We start from the raw sequence: 19,892 nt of genomic DNA on the forward strand, positions 1-19,892 counted from the left end.
TTCGGGCCGGCCGGCCGGTCGCTGGCGGCGAGCGGCGGGCCGTTGTCTGGTGGCGCGGGTCCGGGCCGGTCCCACCGGCGCCCCCGGAGTGGAACTGCAGGCACTGTAGGAAGCGCGCCGGCACCGACCGGCACCCCCGAGGGGGCCGTGGCGAACTGTGACCTGTTCGTTACGGCGCGCCTGCTGGCCCGGGGACGACCAGCGTGGCAGCGGCCTCGACGACGAGCAGCGGCGGCTCCAGCATCCGGGCGGCCGACGGGCCCCGCGCCGGCTCGGCGCGCGCCACCACCTGCGCCCAGCAGCGCAACTCGCGGCTGCGCCGCCCGACCCGCACCACCTCGGCGCTGGCCTCCAGCACGTCCCCGGCCCGCACCGGCCCCAGGAAGCGGACCTCCGAGTAGCCGGCCAGCAGCCCCTCGTCGCCGTCCATCCGGATGGCGACCTCGGTGGCGACGTCGCCGAACAGGCCCAGGGTGTAGGCGCCATCGACCAGCGCGCCGCCGTAGTGGGCGTGCGCGTGCGGCACGTACCGGCGGTGGGTGACGGTCAGCCCCAGGCGCGCGTCGGTCACGGGGTCTCCTCCGAGGGGATCAGGGCGTGCACCAGGTAGCTGGCCACCTCGCCGGGCGTCGTCCCCCGGCCGAAGACCTTGTCGACGCCGAGCTCGGCGGCCATGCCGGGGTCGAACCGGGGGCCGCCGACCACCAGCAGCGGGCGGGACTCCCCCATCGCCTCGCGGAAGGCGGCGGCCAGTTCACGGGTGTTGCGCAGGTGGGCGTCGCGCTGGGTGACCACCTGGGAGACCAGGACGGCATCGGCGCGCCCGGCCCGGGCCCGGGCGACCAGCTCGGGGACGCCGACCTGGGCCCCGAGATTGGCCACGCTCATCTCCCGGTAGTACTCCAGGCCCTTCTCCCCCGCGAAGCCCTTGAGGTTGAGGATCGCGTCGATGCCGACGGTGTGCGCGTCGGTGCCGATGCACGCCCCCAGGACGACCAGCGTGCGCCGCAGCCGGCCCTTGATCGCCGCGTTCACCTCCGCCGGGGACAGCAGCGGGTAGGCGCGCTCCTCCACCCGCACGGCGTCGAGGTCGACCGGGTGCCGCACGCTGCCGTAGACGACGAAGAAGGTGAAGCCCTCGCCGATGGCATGGCTGTGCACGACCATCGCCGGGTCGATGCCCATCTTGTTGGCCAGCTGCAGCGCGGCGCCGTCCGCCCGCGGGCCGGGGGCGACCGGCAGGGTGAAGGACAGCTGCACCATGCCGTCGCCGGTGGTGTCGCCGTACGGCCGGATCACGGTCGCGCCGACATGGCCATTCTGGCGGTTCTCAGGCACGGGCGGTCTCCTGCTCGAGCAGTTCCAGCGCCGGGTTGTACGCGTCGGGGGCGAGCGCGACGACGCCGTCCAGGCCCTTGCCGCCGTCGGCCGGCCGCCGGGTGATGCCGAACGTGCCGTCAGCGATCGCCTGGATGAGCCCCTCGGGGTGGTCGGCGATCTTCTCCAGCAGGCCCACCGCCTCGCGGAGGACGGTGTCGGCCCGGCGGTCGATGAACCCGCCCGGCGGCGGCGCGAAGTCCTCGGTGAGGCCGCCGGCGGCGTCGAGCACGTAGCGGACGTTGCGCAGCGCCAGGTCGCGGTCGGACAGCCACGGGGTGACGACGGCCTCGGTCATCATCCCGACCAGCAGGATGCCCTGCCCGGTGAGCGCCCCGGCGAGGTTGAAGAAGCCGTCGAGCAGGTAACCGCGGAAGACGTCGCCGGTCATGTGCTTGGTCGGCGGCATCCACTTCAGCGGCGCGTCCGGGAACAGCGAGCGCGCCAGCATGGCGTGGGCGAGCTCCAGCCGGAAGGACTCCTTCCGGTCCGGGTCGATCTCGAAGGCGTGCCCGAGCCCGAGCTGCCAGTCCGGGAGCCCGGCCTCCTTCGCCAGGGTCTCGTTGAGCAGCTGGCTGACGGTGACGGTGTGCGCCTCGTCGACGGCGTCGGCGGTGGTGAGGTAGTTGTCCTCGCCGGTGTTGATGATGATCCCGGCGCGGGCGTGCACCATCCGGCTGAACCGCTGGTCGACGAAGGTCCGCCGTGGGTTGATGTCGCGGAAGAGGATCCCGTACATCGCGTCGTTGAGCATCATGTCCAGCCGCTCCAGCCCGGCGAGGACGGCGATCTCGGGCATGCACAGCCCGGAGGCGTAGTTGGTCAGCCGCACGTAGCGGCCGAGCTCCGCGCTCACCTCGTCCAGCGCCGCCCGCATCAGCCGGAAGTTCTCCTGGGTGGCGTAGGTGCCGGCGTACCCGGTGCGGGTGGCGCCCTCGGGCACGTAGTCCAGCAGCGACTGCCCGGTGGAGCGGATGACCGCGATGACGTCGGCCCCGGCGCGGGCGGCGGCCCGGGCCTGCGGGATGTCCTCGTGGATGTCACCGGTGGCCACGATCAGGTAGATCCACGGTCGGCGCGGCGGGTCGCCGTGGGTGGCCACCAGCTCCTCGCGGCGGGCCCGGTTCGCGTCGATGCGGGCCAGGCCGGCGGCCACCGCGGCGCGGGCGGCGGCCCGGGCGCGCTCGGCGTCCGCGCCGGTGGGCACGGTGAACCGCGCCGTCCCGGCCCCGACCCGTTCGGCCAGTGCCTGTAACGAGGGCGCGGCCCCGGAGGCGAGCGCGTGCCAGACCGGCAGGGCGACGCCGGCCTCCAGCCCGACCTGGTCGCGGACGGCGTCGACCACGCGGTTCACCCACGGCACCCGGTCGGTGGCCGCGCCGTCCCCGGTCACCGGGTCGGTGCCGGTCAGCCCGGCCAGCCGCAGCACCGCGCGCTCGACCGAGACGGTGGTGTGCGTCCGGGCCAGGTCGACGACCGGCCGGGCCGCCCGCGCGGCGAGCTCCCGCGCACGGGTCACCAGCACCGGATCGAGCTGCAGCGCGGTCACGAGCCCTCCTCCTCCGCGGCCACGGTGGCCGTCACGGCATCGTTGCGATCGGTTCGCCGGCAACGAGCAGCAGCCGGCAGGCGGGGCGGGCGCGCTCCGCCAGGACGGCCGACAGCGTCGCGGGCGTCTCCCACAGGGCGAGGGACGCCGGGGCGCCGACGGCCAGCGGCCCGACGGGGTGCTCGGCGCGGGCGGCGTGCCAGCCGCCGTGGGTGGCGGCGTCGAAGGCGTCGAACGGCCGCAGCCCCGACGCCGGGGTGCGGTGGTCGACGGCGGCGTGCACCCCGCCCCACGGGTCCAGCGGGGTGACCGGGGCGTCGCTGCCGAGGGCCAGCGCGACCCCGGCGTCGGAGAGGTCGGCGAACGGGTTGGTCGCCCGCGCCCGCTCGACGCCCAGCCGCTCGGCGTACATGCCCGAGTCGCCGCCCCAGGCCGCGTCGAAGGCCGGCTGCACGCTGGCGACCATCCCCCATGCCCGCATCCGGGAGATCGCCTCGTCCTCGACCATCTCCAGGTGCTCCAGCCGGTGCCGGCAGGCCCGGACGGCGGCGCCGCCGAGCTCGGCCACGACGACGCCGACCGCGTCGAGCACCTGGCGCACCGCGGCGTCGCCGATGCAGTGGAAGCCGGCCTGGATGCCCGCGACGGTGCAGGCGCGCACGTGGTGGACCAGCGATGCGGTGTCGAACCGCAGCGCCCCGGAGGTCCCCGGCCGGTCGGCGTAGGGGCGGCTGAGCGCGGCGGTGTGCGAGCCGAGCGCGCCGTCGCAGAACAGGTCGCCGCCGGCGCCGGCCAGGCCGAGGTCGCGGACCACCTCCAGCCCGCCGCGCTCGGCCAGCTCCCCCCAGTAGCCGACCACCTGCGGGCCGGGCTCCGCGGCGGCCAGCTCCAGCAGGCCCGCCAGGTCCTCGGCGCCGGAGACCTCCGGCCCGGCCATCTCGTGCAGGCTGCCGATGCCCAGGGCGGCGGCCGCGGCCCGCGTGGCCCGCTGCGCGGCGCGCCGCCGGCCGGCGCCCACGGCAGCGTAGGCGGCCCGGCGGACGGCGTGGTGGGCGTCGAGGCGCAGCCACCCCTCGGGGGCGAAGCCGGGGAGGTCGGCGATGCCCGGCACCCGGTCCAGCAGCGCGGTGGACACCGTGGCCGAGTGCACGTCGACCCGGGCCAGGTAGGCCGGCCGGTCGCCGACGACGGCGTCCAGGTCGTGCCGGGTCAGCCCGCGGCCCTCCGGCCAGCCGGTCTCGTCCCAGCCGGTGCCGAGCACGATGCCCGGCGGGGCCGACCGGACGTGGCCGCCGATCGACTCCACGGCGGCGCGCAGGCTCGGGCTCGGGTGGAGGTCGAGACCGGTGAGGGCCAGCCCGGTCGCCGTGGCGTGCACGTGCGCGTCGACGAAGGCCGGCGTCAGCAGCGCCCCCTCGCCCGCCACGACCCGGTCGCTCGGCGGGGCGTCGGCGGCCGCGCCGACCCAGGCGATCCGCCCGTCGCGCACCTGCACCGCCCGGCCGGGTGCATCGCCGATGGTCACGCCGGTGACGAGGAGCGTCATGCGGCCACCCGCGGGTCGATCAGCGCCCGCACGCCCGGGGTCGACCGGTACAGGTCCAGGGCCAGGGCCGCGTGCCCCGGCGTGTAGCCGTTCCCGATCAGCATCGTCACGTCCGCCGCCATCCCCTCCGCGCCCAGGGCCGCCGCCGGGAAGGAGGTGGCCATGGAGAAGAAGACCACGGTGCCGCCGGCGGCCGTCGCCAGGACCGCCCCGTGTTCGGCGCCGGGCGCATCGACGCAGACCACGGTCACCTCGGCGGGGGCGCCCACGGCCGCGGCGACGGCCAGCGGGTCGGTGGCGTCGGCGACCACCACCCGGTCGGCCAGGCCCGCCGCGGTCAGCGCGGCGGCCTCGGGCTCGTCCCGGACCAGGCCGGTGAGGTCGGTGGCGCCGGCGGCGCGGGCGGCGGCCAGGCTCAGGCAGCCGGACTTGCCGGCTGCGCCGAGCACGGCGACCGAGCGCGCGGCCGTCCGGCGCACCACCCGGGCGGTGGCGGCCGGCGCACCGCACACGTCGAGCACGGCCAGGGACACCGGGTCGGGCAGGTCGTCGGGGAGGACGGCGGCGATCGACCGGGCGAAGAGGATCGCCGTCCCCTCGGCCGGCACCTGCTCGGTACGCCCGTCCCAGCCCGCCAGCCCGTCGGTGAGCGCCAGCGGGGTCAGGGTGAGGGAGACCAGCGTGGCCACGCGCTGCCCGACCCGCAGGCCGAGCGGCGACTCCGGCCCGACGGCGTCGACGGTGCCGATGAGCATGCCGCCCGAGCCGGTGACCGGGTTCTGCATCTTGCCGCGCGCGGCGACGATCCCGAGCACGGCCGCGCGCACCGCGGCGCCGTTCCCGCCGCAGGACTCCCGCAGCTGCCGGAAGGAGGCGGCGTCGAGGTTCAGCCGCTGTACCGCCAGGCGCACCTCGTCCGGACCGATCGCCGGGTCGGGGTCCAGCCGCCGGGCGGCCTGGGGCAGCACCCCGGGCGGCTCGAGGACGCGGTGCACCCCCAGCGCCCGCTGCGCCGGCGCGACGTCTGTTGCCATCGGACCCCTCATCGACGGAGAACTTAGCGTCCAACAGCTGTTCTGCCGAAGATCCTCCCGTAAGGTCGCCGATGTCGCGAAGACCGAGGAGGTGCCGGCCGTGCTGGAACAGCCCTACGAGTACACCGCCCGGGAGCTGGTCGAGCCCGACTGGCGTCGGCTGCCCGGCTTCGCCGGCGTGACCGACGAGGAATGGCGCAGCGCCCAGTGGCAGCGCGCCCACTGCGTGAAGAACGTCCGGCAGCTGCGCGGGGTGTACGGGGGCCTGCTCGACGAATCCTTCTACGCCGACGTCGAGGCCGACCAGGCCGGCCGGGCGACGATGTCGCTGCTGCTGCCGCCGCAGATGCTCAACACGATGGTGCCCGGCGCGGTGCCCACCACCGCCGCGATGCGCGCCGACCCGGTGCGTCGCTACATGCTCCCGGTCGCCTCCGACCGGCTGCCCGGCGACGCGGCCAGCCACCCCTACGCCACCCGCGACTCGCTGCACGAGCACGAGATGTGGGCGGTCGAGGGACTCACCCACCGCTACCCCACCAAGGTGCTGGCCGAGCTGCTCTCCACCTGCCCGCAGTACTGCGGTCACTGCACCCGCATGGACCTGGTGGGCAACTCCACCCCCGCCGTCCCGAAGCTGAGGTTCGAGCTCCGGCCGGTCGACCGGCAGGAGGCGATGCTCGAGTACCTGCGGGCCACGCCGGGCGTGCGCGACGTCGTCGTCTCCGGCGGCGACGTGGCCAACCTGCCCTTCCGCACCCTGGAGGCCTTCGTGGCCGGGCTGCTGGAGATCGAGTCGGTCCGCGACATCCGGCTGGCGTCCAAGGCGCTCATGGGCCTGCCCCAGCACTGGCTGCAGGACGACGTCGTGGCGGGCATGGGCCGGCTGGCCGCGACCGCCCGCGCCCGCGGGGTCTCCCTCGCCGTGCACACCCACGTCAACGCCGCGCAGCAGGTGACCCCGCTGGTGGCCGAGGCGGCGCGGGCCATGCTGGCCGCCGGCGTGCGCGACGTGCGCAACCAGGGCGTGCTGCTGCGCGGGGTCAACGCCACCGCGCCCGAGCTGCTGGACCTGTGCTTCGCGCTGCTCGACGGCGCCTGCGTCACGCCCTACTACTTCTACATGTGCGACATGATCCCCAGCGCCGAGCACTGGCGGGTCTCGCTGGCCCAGGCGCAGACCCTGCAGCACGACCTCATGGGCTACCTGCCCGGCTTCGCGACGCCGCGGATCGTCTGCGACGTGCCCTACGTCGGCAAGCGCTGGGTGCACCAGGTCGCCGAGTACGACCGCGAGCGCGGCATCAGCTACTGGACGAAGAACTACCGCACCGGCATCGAGCGCGCCGACGAGGACGCCCTCGACCGCCGGTACACCTACTACGACCCGATCGACACGCTGCCCGCCCGCGGCCGGGCGTGGTGGCGGGCGCGCGCCGTCGACCCGGTCGCCGCCTCCCGGGTCACCGCGCCGGCCGGCTGACCCCGCGGGCCCGGGTGGCCGCTCCCCCGGCGCGGCGGTAGGCAGGACGGATGACGGCCGGGGGCTCGGAGCTGCGCACCGCCCGGCTGTGCCTGCGGCCGTGGACCACCCGCCGCGACGACCTCGCCCGGCTCATCGACCTCTACAGCCGGGAGGAGGTCACCCGCTGGCTGGGCGGGACCCCGGCGGTCACCCCGCTGGAGCTGGTGGCCCGCTGGGCGGCCGTGCACCCCGCGGACACCCGGTTCGCCGTCCGGGCGATCGAGGTGCTCGGCTCCGGGGTGGTGGCCGGCACCGTGCTGCTCAAGCCGCTCCCGGACGGCGTCGGCGAGGTCGAGGTGGGCTGGCACCTGCACCCGGACGCGTGGGGCCACGGCTACGCCACCGAGGCGGCGCGCGCGGTGATCGAGCGCGGGTTCGCCGCCGGCCTGCCGGAGGTCTACGCCGTCGTCCGGCCCGGGAACACCCGCTCCCTGGCGGTGTGCCGCCGGCTGGGCATGCAGCCGCTGGGCCGCATGCGGCGCTGGTACGACGTCGAGCTGGAGGTCCACCGGCTGATGGCGCCGGCCGTGGTGGAGTGAGGCCGGGTCAGCGCGCCGCGCGCCGTCGGGCCAGGCCCGCCCGGAGGCGGGCCAGGGGCCGCCGCCGCGGCGGCCGGGGGGCCGCGCCCCGCACGTCGTGGACGTCCAGCTGCGCCGCGTCCTCCGGCGTGGGGGCGGAGCCACCCAGGTGCGCCGGCAGCCACCAGCGGTCCTCCGGCCCGGCCGGCTGCTGCGGGTAGCTGCGCTGGGCTTCGTCGACCAGCGCCTCCATCGCCGCCCGGATGCGCCGCAGCAGCTGCTGGGTCTTCTCCCCGGGCCCGGGGACGATCGGCTCGCCGAGGACGACGGTGATGGCCACGTTCCGCCGGAGGTGGACCGGCAGGTTCTTGGTCGCGATCCGCTGCCCGCCCCAGACCGCGGCCGGGATGACCGGCACGCCGGCGTCGATCGCCATCCGGGCGACGCCGGCCTTGAGGTCCTTGACCATGAAGCTGCTGCTGATCGTCGCCTCGGGGAAGACGCCGACCACCTGGCCGTCCTTGAGCGCCCGGACGGCGTGCTCGAAGGCGGCGGCGCCGGCCTTCCGGTCGACCGGGATGTGCTGCATCGCGCGCATGAACGGGCCGGAGAAGCGGTGCTGGAACACCGAGGCCTTGGCCATGAAGCGGACCAGCCGCCGCCGGGGCAGCGCGGCCAGGCCGAGGAAGGTGAAGTCCAGGTAGCTGACGTGGTTGCTGCAGAGGACCGCGCCCCCGCTGGCCGGCACGTGCTCGGCGCCCCGCACGTCGAACCGGAAGCCGAGCAGCCGGAACACCAGCAGCGCCAGCCGGATGATCAGCCGGTAGGGCCGGTCCCGCGGGTCCGGGCGCGGCCCGAGGAGGTCCTTCCGGACGACGTCGACCCACCTGGCGGTGTACATGGCCGGACGATAGCCGCCGTCGCGGGATGCCGCCGCGGTGCCGGTCACTGCTGCGTGACCTCGACCGCGGCGCGCACCACGGCGCCGAGGTCCCCGGTCTCCCGGTGGATGCGCCGCTGGAGGTCCGCGCCGGTGCCGCGGGCGAGGACGGCGGCGATCCCGGCTTCGACCCGCTGCGCGTCCCCGGCCTCGGCCAGGGCCGGCCGCACGTGCTCCAGCAGCGCGGCGACGACGACGGCGGCCGGGGCGGGCCGGCCGGTGCCGGGATGCACCAGGTCGCCGGTGAGGGCCGAGCGGCCGGCCCGCCACCCGGCCGCGCGCAGCAGCTCGGTGCGGACCGCCGGCGCCGGCACCCCGGCCCGCCACTCGGCCGCGGCGGTGGCCACCAGCCCGCGGACCAGGCCGACCAGGGTGACCGCGTCCTGCGCGCGCAGGGCGACGTCGGCGATGCGCACCTCGACGGTGGGCCAGCGCGCGGAGAGCCGGGCGTCGAAGTAGACCATCCCGGCGTCCACGATCGTCTCGGTGGCCAGCAGCCGGTCGATCAGCCGGTGGTAGGCCGCGGCGTCGCCGAACGGCTCGGTGGGGCCGGCCGAGGGCCAGCGGTTCCAGGCCTGCGAGCGGAAGCTGGCGTGCCCGCTGTCCCGGCCCAGCCAGAACGGGGAGTTGGCGGTGAGGGCGGTGAGCACCGGCAGCCAGACCCGGATCCGGTCGAGCACGGCGACGCCCTCCTCGTCGTCGGCCACCGACACGTGCACGTGGCAGCCGCAGGTCAGCTGCTCCAGCGCGGTCAGCCCGAAGGCGTCGGTCATCACCTCGTAGCGTTCCCCCGGCGTGGTGACCGGTTCGACCCGGACCGGCGAGCTGGCCAGGGCGGCGACCCGGGCGCCGACGCTGCGGGCCGCGGCGTCCGCCCGGCCGCGCCAGTGCCGCAGCTCCGCCTCGACCTCGGCCAGGGCGGTGCAGATGCGGGTGCCGAACTCCAGCTGCTGGGCCTTGAGCTCGGGGACCAGCAGCCCCGGCGGGTCGCCGCCGTCGGCGGCGCCGGAGGCGGCATCATCAGCGGGCTGCTTGCCGGCCCTCTCCCGGTCGGCGCGCTCGTGCTCGGCCACGGTCTCGCCCTCGCCGCGTCGTGCGGCGACCTCCAGCGCGGCGGGGCCCAGCGGCACCGGCCGACCGGAGGGATCGACGACCAGCAGCTCTTCCTCGACGCCTACCGTCCGCACCGGTTCATGATCACCAAAGTCCGGCGGCTGCGCGCGCCGAACCGGCGAGACCCCGGACACTCCCACCCGTTACCCCCAACTGTTTCGTCACAACTGTCCGAGGAGCACTCCCGTGCCCCTCACAGCCGTCCCCACCGGACACACCTGGCCTCCCGCGATTGGTGCCCCGGCGCCGGAGGCGCCGCCCCGAGGCTGGGTCGGCCCGGCGGAGTCGGGTTCCCTTCTGTTGGGGATAACGGTAGAATTGGGTCATGGCAGGTGGATGGCAGGCCCCGCTGCCGGCGATGCCCGGCCCGCCCGCGGCGCGCGCCTGGCGCCGGCTGACCGCGCCGGAGGGGTACGGGCCCCAGTGGCGCCGGCTCGTGGAGGCCGCGCTCGAGCTCGGCCTGGGCCCGGATGACCTGGTCGCGGGCGGCCTCGACACGATCGCCGCCGCCCGCGGCTGGAAGCCGGCGACGGTGGCGCTCTACAGCAAGGTCGCCCGGTACGGCGGGGTGGCGCTGCCCACCGTGCGCACTCCCGAGCCGGACCCGCCGGTCCTCGAGCTGCGGCCGCTGACCGAGATCCGCAGCGAGGCCCCGGAGCACCTGCGCACGGTGGCCTGGTGCGCGCTGGCGCTGAACTGGCCCGCCACCGTCGGGCAGTTCCGCGCCCTGCGCCGGGACCAGGTGCACAGCACCACGCGCCGGCTGATCGTCGCGACCGAGGACGGCGAGTGGTCGGTGCCCGGCGCGCGCACGGCGTGGCACGCCTGGGAGGACCGCCGCGCCCAGTTCCCCGCGCTCGCCGACAGCCCGTGGGTGCTGCCCGCGCTGCGCCGCGGCCCGGGGCCGGGCTCCGTCGTCGGCGGGCAGCTGTCCACCCAGGCGCTGCAGGTGACCTTCGCCAAGCACGCCGTCCGCACCGCGCACCATCTGCGGCACACCGCCCCGCCGTCGCGGCGGGAGCAGGCCGAGGCGCTCGCCGCGGCCTACCTGACCCTCTCCTACGACTCCTACCGCCGGCTGGCCCTCGCCGCGGGGGCCGCCCCGGTGAGCCCGCGCGGGGCGGTGCGGGCCGAGCGCAGCGTGGCCAAGGCCGCGCGTCAGGGCCGGCCGCGGCGGCCCTGACGCGCGGGCGGAGCGCGGGGCCCCCTCCCCCGCTGCCGGGGGTGCTCTCCGGCTCGGCCGGCGCCACTGTTGGGGATAACGGTAGTTCTGGGGATAGCGGTCGATCGTCGCGCCCCGGCGGCCACGGGGAGAGCCCGCGCCTCGGGGGCAGGCCGGGCGCGTCCCGGGCCCGTCGGCATCGAGCCGCCGGGCATCCCATCCCGGCCGCCATCCGGACGGGCGTTCGAAGCGGTGTCCGGCGCGCGCGCCGCTCAGAGGGGTGGGCGGTCCTCGTAGAAGGTGGAGAGCACCACCGTCGTCCGGGTGGTCACGTTGGCCGCCGCGCGGATCTTCTGCAGCAGCGCCTCCAGCGCGTCCGGCGAGGGGACCCGCACCTTGAGGATGTAGCTCTCCACCCCGGCCACCGAGTGGCAGGCCTCGATCTCGGTGAGGTGGGCCAGCCGGGCCGGGGCGTCGTCGGGCTGGGCGACGTCGATCGGGGTGATCGAGACGAACGCGGTCAGCCCGAGGCCGAGCGACCTCGCGTCCAGCTTGGCGTGGTAGCCGGTGATCAGCCCGCGCTGCTCCAGCCGGCGCACCCGCTGGTGGACCGCCGACACCGACAGGCCCACCCGCTCGGCCAGCTCGGTGTAGCTGGCCCGGCCGTCGCGGGCCAGCGCGGCCAGCAGCGCCCGGTCGACGTCGGCGGAGCTCCCGGGCACGGCGGGCGCTCCGCCCCCGGCCTCAGCCGGCGAGGATGGCGAGTTCACGGGGACCATTGTTCAAGATCGCGGCACGGTCCTCGGTGCAGACCACGATGTCCTCGATCCGGGCGCCGCAGCGGCCGGGCAGGTAGATGCCCGGCTCCACGGAGAACGCCATCCCCGGCGCCAGCGGCAGGTCGTTGCCGGCGACGACGTAGGGCGCCTCGTGGGTGTCCAGGCCGATGCCGTGCCCGGTGCGGTGGATGAAGTACTCCCCCCAGCCGGCGCCGGCGATGACGTCGCGGGCGGCGGCGTCCACCTGCTCGGCGGTCACCCCGGGGCGGACGGCGGCGGTGGCGGCCCGCTGCGCCTCGTGCAGCACCCCGTACCAGTCGGCGACGTCCGGGCCGGGTGCCCGGCCGACCGCGTAGGTGCGGGTGCAGTCCGAGCGGTAGCCGGTGGCGGTCTCCCCGCCGATGTCGACCACGACCAGGTCGCCGGCCTCGATCACCCGGTCGGAGAGCTCGTGGTGCGGGCTGGCGCCGTTGGGCCCCGAGCCCACGATGGTGAAGTCCACCCCCACGTGCCCCTCGGCGCGGATCGCCGCGGCGACGTCGGCGCCGACCTCCCGCTCGGTGCGCCCCACCCGCAGCCACTCCCCCATCCGGGCGTGCACCCGGTCGATGGCGGCACCGGCGGCGGCCAGCTCGGCGACCTCGGCCGGGGACTTCACCATCCTCAGCCGGTCGACCACCGGGCCGGCCAGCTCCAGCGCCGCCCCGGGCAGGGCCCGCTGCACGCCCAGGGCGTGCTCGGCCCAGGTGCGGGCGCCGACGGCGACGCGGGCCGGCGCGGCACCCAGCCGGTCGACGGCGGTCCGCGCGAGCAGCGCGAACGGGTCGTCGGTCTCGTCCCAGGCCAGCACCTGCAGCCCCAGGGCGCCGGCGGGGCCGGCCGCGACCATCGGCGCCTCGAGCCGGGGGACGACGAGGAACGGCTCGCCGCGCCGGGGCACCGCCAGCGCGGTCAGCCGCTCCATCGCGTGGGCGTTGTAGCCGCAGAGGTAGCGCAGGTCCGACCCCGGGGTCACCACCAGCAGGTCGATCCCCAGCTCCGCGGCGCCCTCCCGCGCGGCGTGCACGCGATCGAGGGTGACCAGGGGGGAGGGTGAGGTCGGCACGGTCCGCAGACTATCCAGGCCCGGCGGGGCTGCTCGCCCGCCCGGCCGCACGGCTACCGTGCCCGGCTGTGACGACGATGCTGCTGGACGCGGCCAGCCTCTACTTCCGGGCCTTCTACGGCGTACCCACCAGCGTGACCTCGCCCGATGGCCGGCCGGTCAACGCCGTCCGGGGCTTCCTGGACATGACCGCCCGGCTGATCACCGCGCACGGCCCCGAGCGGCTCGTCGCCTGCTGGGACGACGACTGGCGGCCGGCCTTCCGGGTGACGGCGCTGCCCTCCTACAAGGCGCACCGGGTGGCGCCGGAGGGCGGCGAGGAGGTGCCCGACGAGCTGGGCCCGCAGGTGCCGGTCCTCGTCGACGTGCTCGCCGCCGCGGGGATCGCGCGGGTGGGGGCGGCGGGCTACGAGGCCGACGACGTCATCGGCACGCTGGCCACCCGCGCCGCCGGCCCGGTGGACGTCGTCACCGGCGACCGGGACCTCTTCCAGCTCGTCGACGACGCGCGCGGGGTGCGGGTGCTCTACACCGCCCGCGGCATCACCGACATCGAGCGGGTCGACGAGGCGGCGGTGACCGCCAAGTACGGCATCCCGGGGCGCTCCTACGCCGACTTCGCCGTGCTGCGCGGCGACCCCAGCGACGGCCTGCCCGGTGTGGCCGGCATCGGCGCGAAGACCGCCGCGGCGCTGATCTGCGAGTTCGGCGATCTCGCCGGCATCCGGGCGGCCGCGGGGCGCGCCGTCGTCCCGCGGGCCCCGCTGACCGCGGCGGTGCTGAAGAAGCTGCACGCCGGGGCGGAGTACCTCGACGCGGCCCCGGTCGTGGTCGCGGTCGCGCGCGACATCGACCTGCCGCCGCTGCAGGACGCCCTCCCCCGCCGCCCGGCCGACCCCGGCGCGCTCGCCGCCCTGGCCGCCGCGCACGGCATCGAGTCCTCGCTCAAGCGGCTCGGTGCGGCGCTGGGCTGGCCGGCCGACGCGGTCGGCTGAGCCCGCCGGCCGGCCTACACCTCTTCCCAGGTGTAGGCGGCGGTGTCCTCGTCGGTGATGGCGATCCGGACGGTGACCCCCTCGCCGTCCTCGGTGGTGCCGGTGCACTCGTAGCTGGCGCCGTGCTCGACGGCCATCTCCTGGTCGCAGGACAGGTCGAGACCGATGTCGTGGGCCTCCTCGAACTGGGTGGCCACGTCGCGCTCGACGGCGCCGCGGTCGAGCACCTCCCCGCCCAGCAGGATCGGCAGGGTGATCGCCGCGGCCAGCACGACGACCGCGAGCGCCACGAGACCGACGACCAGGCCGGTCCGCGACCGGGTCGGCTGCGGCCCGTGCCCGTACGGGTACGGCTGCGCGCCCGGGCCGTACGGGTACGGCTGCTGCCCGTAGGGCGGGCCGTACGGGCCCGGCGGCTGCCCGTAGGGCGGGCCGTACTGCTGGGGGGCCTGGCCCCACTGCGGGACCGGCTGGCCGGGCACCGGCGCCTGCGGGGCGCCGTACCCCCCGGGCGCGGGCCGGCCGGGGTACCCGGGCTGGCCGTACGGGCCCGGCTGCCCGTGCTGCTGCCCCGGCTGGTCGCCGCCGTGCGGTGGGTGGATCATCGTCGCTCCCGGTCGGAAGGGGCCCCCGTGACCGCCCGTCACGGCGGCGGTGGGGATTGTGCCCCACGGGCGCGGCCGGCACGCCGGTGCGCGCCGAAGGTCAGCCGCTGACCGCGGCCGCGACCACGCCCCGCCGCAGTCGCTCGACGGCCCTGCGGGCGACCGGCGCCACCGGTTCGTCGTCCAGCTTCGCCAGCTGGTCGAGCAGGTCGATCAGCTGCCGGGTCCAGCGGACGAAGTCACCGCCGGAGAGCTCGGTGCCCGCCTGCTCGGCGCCGGCCAGCACCCGGTCCAGGCTCTGCCCGTCGGCCCAGCGGTAGGCCGCCCAGGCGAAGCCGAGGTCCAGGTCGCGGGTGGCCGGCACCCCGTGGTCGAGCTCGGCGTCCTGCAGCCGGCCGCGGATCCGGCGCATCTCGGCGATCGTCGCGGCGACCTTGCCGGCCGGCACCGCCGGCTGCCCCGGCGTCTCCCGCCGCGCCTCGAAGACCACCGTGGAGACGACGGCGGCCAGCTCGGCCGGGGTCAGCCCGCGCCAGGCGCCGGCCCGCAGCGACTCGGCGACCAGGAGATCACCCTCGGACCAGATGCGGGCCAGCCGCCGGCCGTCGTCGGTGACCACCGGGACGTCGTCGACCGCGCCGGCCACCTCGGTGTCGGCCGGCACCAGGGGGGCCACCTCGGGCACGAGGTACCCCAGCTCCTCCAGCACGTCGCAGGTGCGGTCGAACTGGCGGGTCAGCGAACCGGTGCGGTCGGCCATCCGCCGCTGCGTGGCGTCGGCCTCGCGGACCGCCCGCAGCCAGCGTTCGGCGGCGCGCACCCGCTCCTCCCGGTCGGGCAGGGTGTGCACCGGGTGCGCGCGCAGGGCCGCGCGCAGGTCCTGCAGCACCGGGTCGTCGGCGGCCGCCGAGCGCCGACCGACCCGCCGGGCGCCCAGGTCGTTCTCGACGCGGGCGTTGCGCAGGGTCGAGGCGAGGTCGCGGCGGGCGTGCGGGCTGCGGTGGTTGAAGTTCTTCGGCACCCGCACCCGGGACAGGGCGCTCACCGGCGTCGGGAAGTCCACCGGGCTCAGCCGGCCGGCCCACTTGTCCTCGGTGAGCACCAGCGGCCGCGGCTCGGCCCCACCCCCGATGCCGCTGTCGGACACCCCCGGGTCCAGGACGACGGCCAGCCCCTGCCGCCGTCCCGACGGCACCCGGATGACGTCACCGGTCCGCAGCGCGGCCAGCGCGTCGGCGGCCTCCATCCGGCGCTTGGCCTGGGTGTCGCGGGAGAGCTCCTTCTCCCGGTCGGAGATCTGCTGCCGGATCGCGGCGTACTCCCCGACGTCCCCGTGCTCCGAATGCATCTCCGCGGCCCAGCGCTCGGCGTCCTTCTCGTGCCGGGTCGCGGCGCGGGCCAGCCCGACGACGGACCGGTCGGCCTGGAACTGGGCGAAGGAGGAGCCGAGCAGCTCGCGGGCGCGGGCCCGGCCGAAGGAGCCGACCAGGTTGACCGCCATGTTGTAGCTGGGCCGGAAGGAGGACTTCAGCGGGTAGGTGCGGGTGCTGGCCAGTCCGGCCACCACCGAGGGGTCCATGCCCGGCGCCCAGACGACGACGGCGTGCCCCTCGATGTCGATGCCGCGGCGCCCGGCCCGCCCGGTGAGCTGGGTGTACTCCCCCGGCGTGACGTCGACGTGCGCCTCGCCGTTCCACTTGACCAGCCGCTCGAGGACGACGGTGCGCGCGGGCATGTTGATGCCCAGGGCCAGCGTCTCGGTGGCGAACACCGCCTTGACCAGGCCGCGGACGAAGCACTCCTCCACGGCCTCCTTGAAGGCCGGCACCATGCCCGCGTGGTGGGCGGCGAGGCCGGCCAGCAGCCCCTCCCGCCACTCCCAGTAGCCCAGGACGTGCAGGTCCTCGTCCGGCAGCGAGCCGGTGCGCTCGTCGATGATCCGGGCGATCTCGGCCCGCTCGCGCTCGTCGGTCAGCCGCAGCCCGGAGCGCAGGCACTGGTTCACCGCGGCGTCGCAGCCGTTGCGGCTGAACACGAACGTGATGGCCGGCAGCAGCCCGGCCCGGTCGAGCCGCTCGATGATGTCCGGGCGCGCGGGCGGCCGGTAGCGGGGCTTGTGCCAGTCCCGGTCCCGGCGGGAGCCGCCGTTGCCCCCGCCCCAGCTGTCGACGCGCCGCTCGTACTCGCGCACGTACCGGACCAGCTCGGGGTCGACCACGCTGGCGCCGCGCTCACGGGTGGACCGCCCCCGCGGGGACTCCTCCTGCTCGGCGGCGTGCGCGGCCGGGCGAAGCGAGAACAGGTCGAAGACGCGGCTGCCGACCAGCATGTGCTGCCACAGCGGGATCGGCCGCACCTCGCTGACGACGACCTTGGTGTCGCCGCGGACGGTGACCAGCCAGTCGCCGAACTCCTCGGCGTTGCTCACCGTGGCCGACAGGGACACCAGGGTCACCGACTGCGGCAGGTGGATGATCACCTCCTCCCACACCGCGCCCCGGAACCGGTCGGCCAGGTAGTGCACCTCGTCCATGACGACGTAGCCGAGCCCGTGGATCGCCGGGGAGTCGGCGTAGAGCATGTTCCGCAGCACCTCGGTGGTCATCACGACCACGGGCGCGTCTCCGTTGATGGCGTTGTCGCCGGTGAGCAGGCCGACCTTCCCCTCGCCGTAGCGCTCCACGAGGTCGGCGTACTTCTGGTTGGACAGCGCCTTGATCGGCGTCGTGTAGAACGCCTTGCGCCCCTCGGCCAGCGCCTTGTGGACGGCGAACTCGCCGACGACGGTCTTGCCGGCCCCGGTGGGCGCGCACACCAGGACGCCGGCGCCCTCGTCCAGTGCCTCGCAGGCCTCCACCTGGAACGGGTCCAGGGAGAAACCGAGCTCAGCCGCGAACTCCGCGAGGGTGGGGTGGGCGATCCGTCGCCGGGCGGCGGCGTAACGCTCCGCGGGGCTGGACATGCCTCCCACGTTAGGCCCGGCAGGCGACCGCTGCCCCTCTGCCCTCCCGCGCGTCCTCCGCCTGGTGGCGACAGCCGCCATGCATCCGCCGAGTCCACGGTGCAGGGCGGCCGCGGCCGATGCATCGCGGCCGTGGCCGGCGCGTCGACCGGAGGCGAGCCGGCCCGGCCGGGCTCAGGCCCGGCCGGTGCCCACGACGCCCAGCGCGCCGCGCACGCACTCGGCGGTCACCGGCAGCGGCGCGACCGGCTCGCCGTCGGCGTAGGTGTTCAGCCCCTCCCCGGTCAGCTCGACCCGGGCGGCCCGGTGCACCGAGACCGCGGGGTGCTCGACGTGCGTGCCTGCGGTCAACCGGGGCCGGGTGCGCACCAGCTCCCGGCGCGTGACCGGCCCGACGACGGTGACGTCGAACCGCCCGTCGGCCGGGTCTGCCGTCGGGCAGACCCGCATCCCGCCGCCGTACCAGGGGGTGTTGCCGACGGCGATCAGCGTGACCGGGAGGGTGTGCGCCACGCCGTCGACGACCAGGGTCAGCTCCCGGGGGCGCAGGCGGGCCAGCTCGGCGAGGATCGCCACGTCGTAGCGGCGCGGCCCGCGCGGCCAGCGCAGCCGGTTGGCCCGGTCGGTGACCGCGGAGTCGAAGCCGCAGCACAGCACGGTGGCCCACCAGCGATCCCCGGTGCGGCCGGCGTCCACGGTGCGCACCGCGCCGGAGAGCAGGTCCTCGACCGCCGCGCGGGCGGCGGCGAGCGGGTCGCGCGGCCAGCCCAGGGCCAGGGCCAGGTCGTTGCCGGTGCCGGCAGGCACCACGGCCAGCGGGGTCAGTGTCCCGGCCACCGCCTGCAGGCCGGCGTGCGCGGCGCCGTCCCCGCCGATGGTGACCACGGCGCGGGTGCCGGCGGCGACCGCCTTCCCGGCCTGCCGCTCGGCATCGGCCCGGGTGGTCGCGGGCAGCACCTCCGGGGTCAGCCCGGCCGCGCGCAGGGTGGCGAGGACGGTGGCGGCGGCCGCGCGGGCCCGACCGCGGCCCGCGGCGGGGCTCACGAGGACCGCGACGTCCCCGGCAGCGTGGGTGGCCACCCCCGGCTCAGCCGCGGGAACGCGCGGCGGGGCCGTCGACGGGGGCCGGGGCGTCCTGCCGGCGCAGGTCGTCGACCGGCGTCGGGGTGGCGTCCAGCTGCGAGGGGCTCGCGTCCAGCGGGGACGCCTCGTCGTCGGCCAGGTCGTGGAAGTGCTCGGCGGCCGCCCGCTTGGCCCGGCGCCGGTCGACGAACCGTGCGATCTGGATGGCCAGCTCGAACAGCACGATCATCGGGCCGGCCATGAGCAGCATGGTGAACGGGTCCTGGGTGGGCGTGATGAACGCGGCGAAGACGATGGTCAGGAAGAAGATCCACCGCCGGGCCGTGCGCAGCGCCTCGTAGGACAGGACGCCGACCAGGTTCAACGCGATCGCGATCAGCGGCACCTCGAAGCTGACCCCGAAGGCGACCAGCAGGGAGAGCACGAACCCGATGTAGTCCTGCGCGGTGAGGGCGACGACGACGCCGTCCCCGGCCAGGCTGAGCAGCAGCTGCAACCCCTTGGCGAGGGAGACGTAGGCGAGCACGGCGCCCAGGGCGAACAGCGCCGTCGACACCGCGACGAACGAGAGCCCGTAGCGCTTCTCGTTGCGCTTGAGCCCCGGGGTGATGAACGCCCACAGCTGGTAGAGCCAGACCGGGGCGGCCAGCACCGCGCCCGCCAGCAGGCTGACCTTGAGCCGGATGAACACCCCGCCGAAGACGTCGGTGATCAGCAGGCCGCAGGTGTCCTCGGCCCCCTGCCCGAACCGCAGGTCGGCGGGCAGTCCGCAGTACGGCGCCCGGATGAACTCACCGAGGCCGTGGCCGTACCACCAGAAGGCGAAGCCGGCGGCGATCAGCAGCGCGAGCAGCGACTTGGCGATGCGGTTGCGCAGCTCGGTGAGATGCGCGATGAGCGTCATCGTCGCCTCGGCGTCCCGCGGCGGCCGCCGTCGCCGCACGCGGGGCCGCCGCTGACCGGTGTCGCTCATCGTGGTGCCGGGGAGAGCGGGTCAGCGGGTGCTGTCGGTCGCGCCGGGTCGGCCGCCGGCGCGCGCCCGCAGCTCGGCGGCCCGGGCCTCCGCCGCCCGCGCCTCGGCCTCGAGCGCCGCGGCGTCCGGACCGGCCGGCGGCAGCACCTCACCGCGGACCGGGGTGGTCTTCGCGGCGTCCTTGGTGCGCACGTCGTCGTCCTTCATGCCCTTCATCTCGCCCTTGAAGATCCGCAGCGAGCGGCCCAGGGAGCGTGAGGCGTCCGGCAGCTTCTTGTACCCGAAGAGCAGCAGGATGGCCAGGATGATCAGGCCGATCTCCAGCGGGCCGAGTCCGGCCATGGCGGTCCTCCGAAGTCAGGGGTGGCGTCGTCGATGCTACGTGCCGAGTCGGCCCGGCGGCGTCCCCCGGAACTGGGGGCGTCGCTCAGCGGGCCGGGTCGCCGGGCGGCGCCGCCCGCGCCGCGGCCGCCCGGAACTCGGCGAGCACCGGCCGCAGCTCGCGGTCCAGCGCCTGCCTCTCCCGGTTCAGCCGCTGCAGCGCGCCGAGGAGCCCGTGCGCCAGCGCCGCGAGGACGACCACGGCCAGCACGACGACGGCGATCCACACGACCAGGAGCAGCACG

The 19,892-nt window shown here is 76.2% G+C and carries 19 protein-coding genes; 4 read left to right on the top strand and 15 right to left on the bottom strand.

All coding sequences use genetic code 11. The features are described from left to right. Positions 1 to 169: 169 nt before the first annotated feature. From kal to kdd, 5 genes are read right to left on the bottom strand one after another with little or no spacing between them, the layout of a single operon-like run. Positions 170 to 571, bottom strand: coding sequence for a 3-aminobutyryl-CoA ammonia lyase (kal, locus tag BMZ50_RS06070; RefSeq protein WP_091322343.1), 402 nt, complete (start codon positions 569 to 571; stop codon positions 170 to 172). Next, positions 568 to 1,338 carry a lysine 5,6-aminomutase subunit beta gene (gene kamE, locus BMZ50_RS06075; RefSeq protein ID WP_245753414.1) on the bottom strand — a complete coding sequence of 257 codons (771 nt, stop codon included), beginning with the start codon at positions 1,336 to 1,338 and terminating at the stop codon, positions 568 to 570. Before kamE ends, kal begins: the two co-directional genes overlap by 4 nt. Continuing rightward, positions 1,331 to 2,926 (bottom strand): lysine 5,6-aminomutase subunit alpha, encoded by a 1,596-nt coding sequence (gene kamD, locus BMZ50_RS06080; RefSeq protein ID WP_091322344.1) that lies wholly within the window; start codon positions 2,924 to 2,926, stop codon positions 1,331 to 1,333. The genes kamE and kamD overlap by 8 nt, the downstream gene beginning before the upstream one ends. A 31-nt stretch (positions 2,927 to 2,957) precedes the next feature. Then, positions 2,958 to 4,472 carry an amidohydrolase gene (locus BMZ50_RS06085; protein ID WP_091322345.1) on the bottom strand — a complete coding sequence of 505 codons (1,515 nt, stop codon included), beginning with the start codon at positions 4,470 to 4,472 and terminating at the stop codon, positions 2,958 to 2,960. Beyond that, positions 4,469 to 5,506, bottom strand: a complete 1,038-nt coding sequence (gene kdd, locus BMZ50_RS06090; RefSeq protein ID WP_091322346.1) for an L-erythro-3,5-diaminohexanoate dehydrogenase — start codon at positions 5,504 to 5,506, stop codon at positions 4,469 to 4,471. Before kdd ends, BMZ50_RS06085 begins: the two co-directional genes overlap by 4 nt. A gap of 100 nt (positions 5,507 to 5,606) precedes the next feature. Here kdd and BMZ50_RS06095 point away from each other — a divergent pair, with 100 nt between their 5' ends. Both BMZ50_RS06095 and BMZ50_RS06100 read left to right on the top strand, forming a co-directional pair. Continuing rightward, a complete protein-coding gene (locus BMZ50_RS06095) occupies positions 5,607 to 6,989 on the top strand; it encodes a KamA family radical SAM protein (RefSeq protein WP_091322349.1) in 1,383 nt (460 codons plus the stop codon). Positions 6,990 to 7,039: 50 nt separating this feature from the next. Next, on the top strand, positions 7,040 to 7,570 hold the full coding sequence (locus BMZ50_RS06100) for a GNAT family N-acetyltransferase (protein WP_091322350.1): 531 nt from the start codon (positions 7,040 to 7,042) through the stop codon (positions 7,568 to 7,570). A gap of 7 nt (positions 7,571 to 7,577) precedes the next feature. Here the strand turns inward: BMZ50_RS06100 and BMZ50_RS06105 are convergent, their stop codons facing one another. Further along, positions 7,578 to 8,450, bottom strand: coding sequence for a lysophospholipid acyltransferase family protein (locus tag BMZ50_RS06105; protein ID WP_091322718.1), 873 nt, complete (start codon positions 8,448 to 8,450; stop codon positions 7,578 to 7,580). Positions 8,451 to 8,494: 44 nt separating this feature from the next. Further along, positions 8,495 to 9,676 (bottom strand): carboxylate-amine ligase, encoded by a 1,182-nt coding sequence (locus BMZ50_RS06110; RefSeq protein ID WP_091322351.1) that lies wholly within the window; start codon positions 9,674 to 9,676, stop codon positions 8,495 to 8,497. A 251-nt stretch (positions 9,677 to 9,927) separates the two neighbouring features. On the opposite strand from BMZ50_RS06110, the gene BMZ50_RS06115 reads away from it, so the two are divergent. Beyond that, positions 9,928 to 10,785 (top strand): hypothetical protein, encoded by an 858-nt coding sequence (locus tag BMZ50_RS06115; RefSeq protein ID WP_091322352.1) that lies wholly within the window; start codon positions 9,928 to 9,930, stop codon positions 10,783 to 10,785. Positions 10,786 to 11,036: 251 nt separating this feature from the next. On the opposite strand, the gene BMZ50_RS06120 is transcribed toward BMZ50_RS06115, so the two are convergent. Further along, positions 11,037 to 11,486 carry an Lrp/AsnC family transcriptional regulator gene (locus BMZ50_RS06120; RefSeq protein WP_281245403.1) on the bottom strand — a complete coding sequence of 150 codons (450 nt, stop codon included), beginning with the start codon at positions 11,484 to 11,486 and terminating at the stop codon, positions 11,037 to 11,039. A 22-nt stretch (positions 11,487 to 11,508) separates the two neighbouring features. Next, the gene (locus BMZ50_RS06125) at positions 11,509 to 12,648 is read right to left on the bottom strand and encodes a M24 family metallopeptidase (RefSeq protein ID WP_245753416.1); all 1,140 of its coding nucleotides are present in this window, start codon (positions 12,646 to 12,648) and stop codon (positions 11,509 to 11,511) included. A gap of 77 nt (positions 12,649 to 12,725) precedes the next feature. Between BMZ50_RS06125 and BMZ50_RS06130 the strand changes: the two genes are divergently transcribed. After that, positions 12,726 to 13,643 carry a 5'-3' exonuclease gene (locus BMZ50_RS06130; RefSeq protein ID WP_091322722.1) on the top strand — a complete coding sequence of 306 codons (918 nt, stop codon included), beginning with the start codon at positions 12,726 to 12,728 and terminating at the stop codon, positions 13,641 to 13,643. A 14-nt stretch (positions 13,644 to 13,657) separates the two neighbouring features. Here the strand turns inward: BMZ50_RS06130 and BMZ50_RS06135 are convergent, their stop codons facing one another. The 6 genes from BMZ50_RS06135 to BMZ50_RS06160 form a co-directional block, all read right to left on the bottom strand. Further along, positions 13,658 to 14,248, bottom strand: coding sequence for a DUF4333 domain-containing protein (locus BMZ50_RS06135; RefSeq protein WP_091322355.1), 591 nt, complete (start codon positions 14,246 to 14,248; stop codon positions 13,658 to 13,660). Between the two features lie 100 nt (positions 14,249 to 14,348). Then, positions 14,349 to 17,210 (bottom strand): DEAD/DEAH box helicase, encoded by a 2,862-nt coding sequence (locus BMZ50_RS06140; RefSeq protein ID WP_091322361.1) that lies wholly within the window; start codon positions 17,208 to 17,210, stop codon positions 14,349 to 14,351. Positions 17,211 to 17,384: 174 nt separating this feature from the next. Further along, positions 17,385 to 18,290 carry a diacylglycerol/lipid kinase family protein gene (locus BMZ50_RS06145; protein ID WP_091322363.1) on the bottom strand — a complete coding sequence of 302 codons (906 nt, stop codon included), beginning with the start codon at positions 18,288 to 18,290 and terminating at the stop codon, positions 17,385 to 17,387. 7 nt (positions 18,291 to 18,297) lie between these two features. After that, complete coding sequence (gene tatC / locus BMZ50_RS06150) at positions 18,298 to 19,266, bottom strand: twin-arginine translocase subunit TatC (protein WP_245753417.1); 969 nt, start codon at positions 19,264 to 19,266, stop codon at positions 18,298 to 18,300. Between the two features lie 21 nt (positions 19,267 to 19,287). Then, positions 19,288 to 19,608 carry a Sec-independent protein translocase subunit TatA gene (tatA, locus tag BMZ50_RS06155; RefSeq protein WP_091322365.1) on the bottom strand — a complete coding sequence of 107 codons (321 nt, stop codon included), beginning with the start codon at positions 19,606 to 19,608 and terminating at the stop codon, positions 19,288 to 19,290. An 85-nt stretch (positions 19,609 to 19,693) separates the two neighbouring features. Next, positions 19,694 to 19,891: a hypothetical protein gene (locus BMZ50_RS06160; protein WP_091322369.1), complete on the bottom strand. Its 198-nt coding sequence runs from the start codon at positions 19,889 to 19,891 to the stop codon at positions 19,694 to 19,696. Position 19,892 lies beyond the last annotated feature (1 nt).

Source organism: Geodermatophilus ruber (assembly GCF_900114385.1).
Classification (GTDB): domain Bacteria; phylum Actinomycetota; class Actinomycetes; order Mycobacteriales; family Geodermatophilaceae; genus Geodermatophilus; species Geodermatophilus ruber.

What these genes read in the sequence shown, in the direction of transcription:
- BMZ50_RS06130 (WP_091322722.1), top strand. Translation starts at nt 12,726, where the DNA reads ATGCTGCTGGACGCGGCCAGCCTCTACTTCCGGGCCTTCTACGGCGTA.
- kdd (WP_091322346.1), bottom strand. Translation starts at nt 5,506, where the DNA reads ATGGCAACAGACGTCGCGCCGGCGCAGCGGGCGCTGGGGGTGCACCGC.
- BMZ50_RS06105 (WP_091322718.1), bottom strand. Translation starts at nt 8,450, where the DNA reads ATGTACACCGCCAGGTGGGTCGACGTCGTCCGGAAGGACCTCCTCGGG.
- BMZ50_RS06100 (WP_091322350.1), top strand. Translation starts at nt 7,040, where the DNA reads ATGACGGCCGGGGGCTCGGAGCTGCGCACCGCCCGGCTGTGCCTGCGG.
- BMZ50_RS06085 (WP_091322345.1), bottom strand. Translation starts at nt 4,472, where the DNA reads ATGACGCTCCTCGTCACCGGCGTGACCATCGGCGATGCACCCGGCCGG.
- BMZ50_RS06140 (WP_091322361.1), bottom strand. Translation starts at nt 17,210, where the DNA reads ATGTCCAGCCCCGCGGAGCGTTACGCCGCCGCCCGGCGACGGATCGCC.
- BMZ50_RS06115 (WP_091322352.1), top strand. Translation starts at nt 9,928, where the DNA reads ATGGCAGGTGGATGGCAGGCCCCGCTGCCGGCGATGCCCGGCCCGCCC.
- tatC (WP_245753417.1), bottom strand. Translation starts at nt 19,266, where the DNA reads ATGAGCGACACCGGTCAGCGGCGGCCCCGCGTGCGGCGACGGCGGCCG.
- BMZ50_RS06135 (WP_091322355.1), bottom strand. Translation starts at nt 14,248, where the DNA reads ATGATCCACCCACCGCACGGCGGCGACCAGCCGGGGCAGCAGCACGGG.
- tatA (WP_091322365.1), bottom strand. Translation starts at nt 19,608, where the DNA reads ATGGCCGGACTCGGCCCGCTGGAGATCGGCCTGATCATCCTGGCCATC.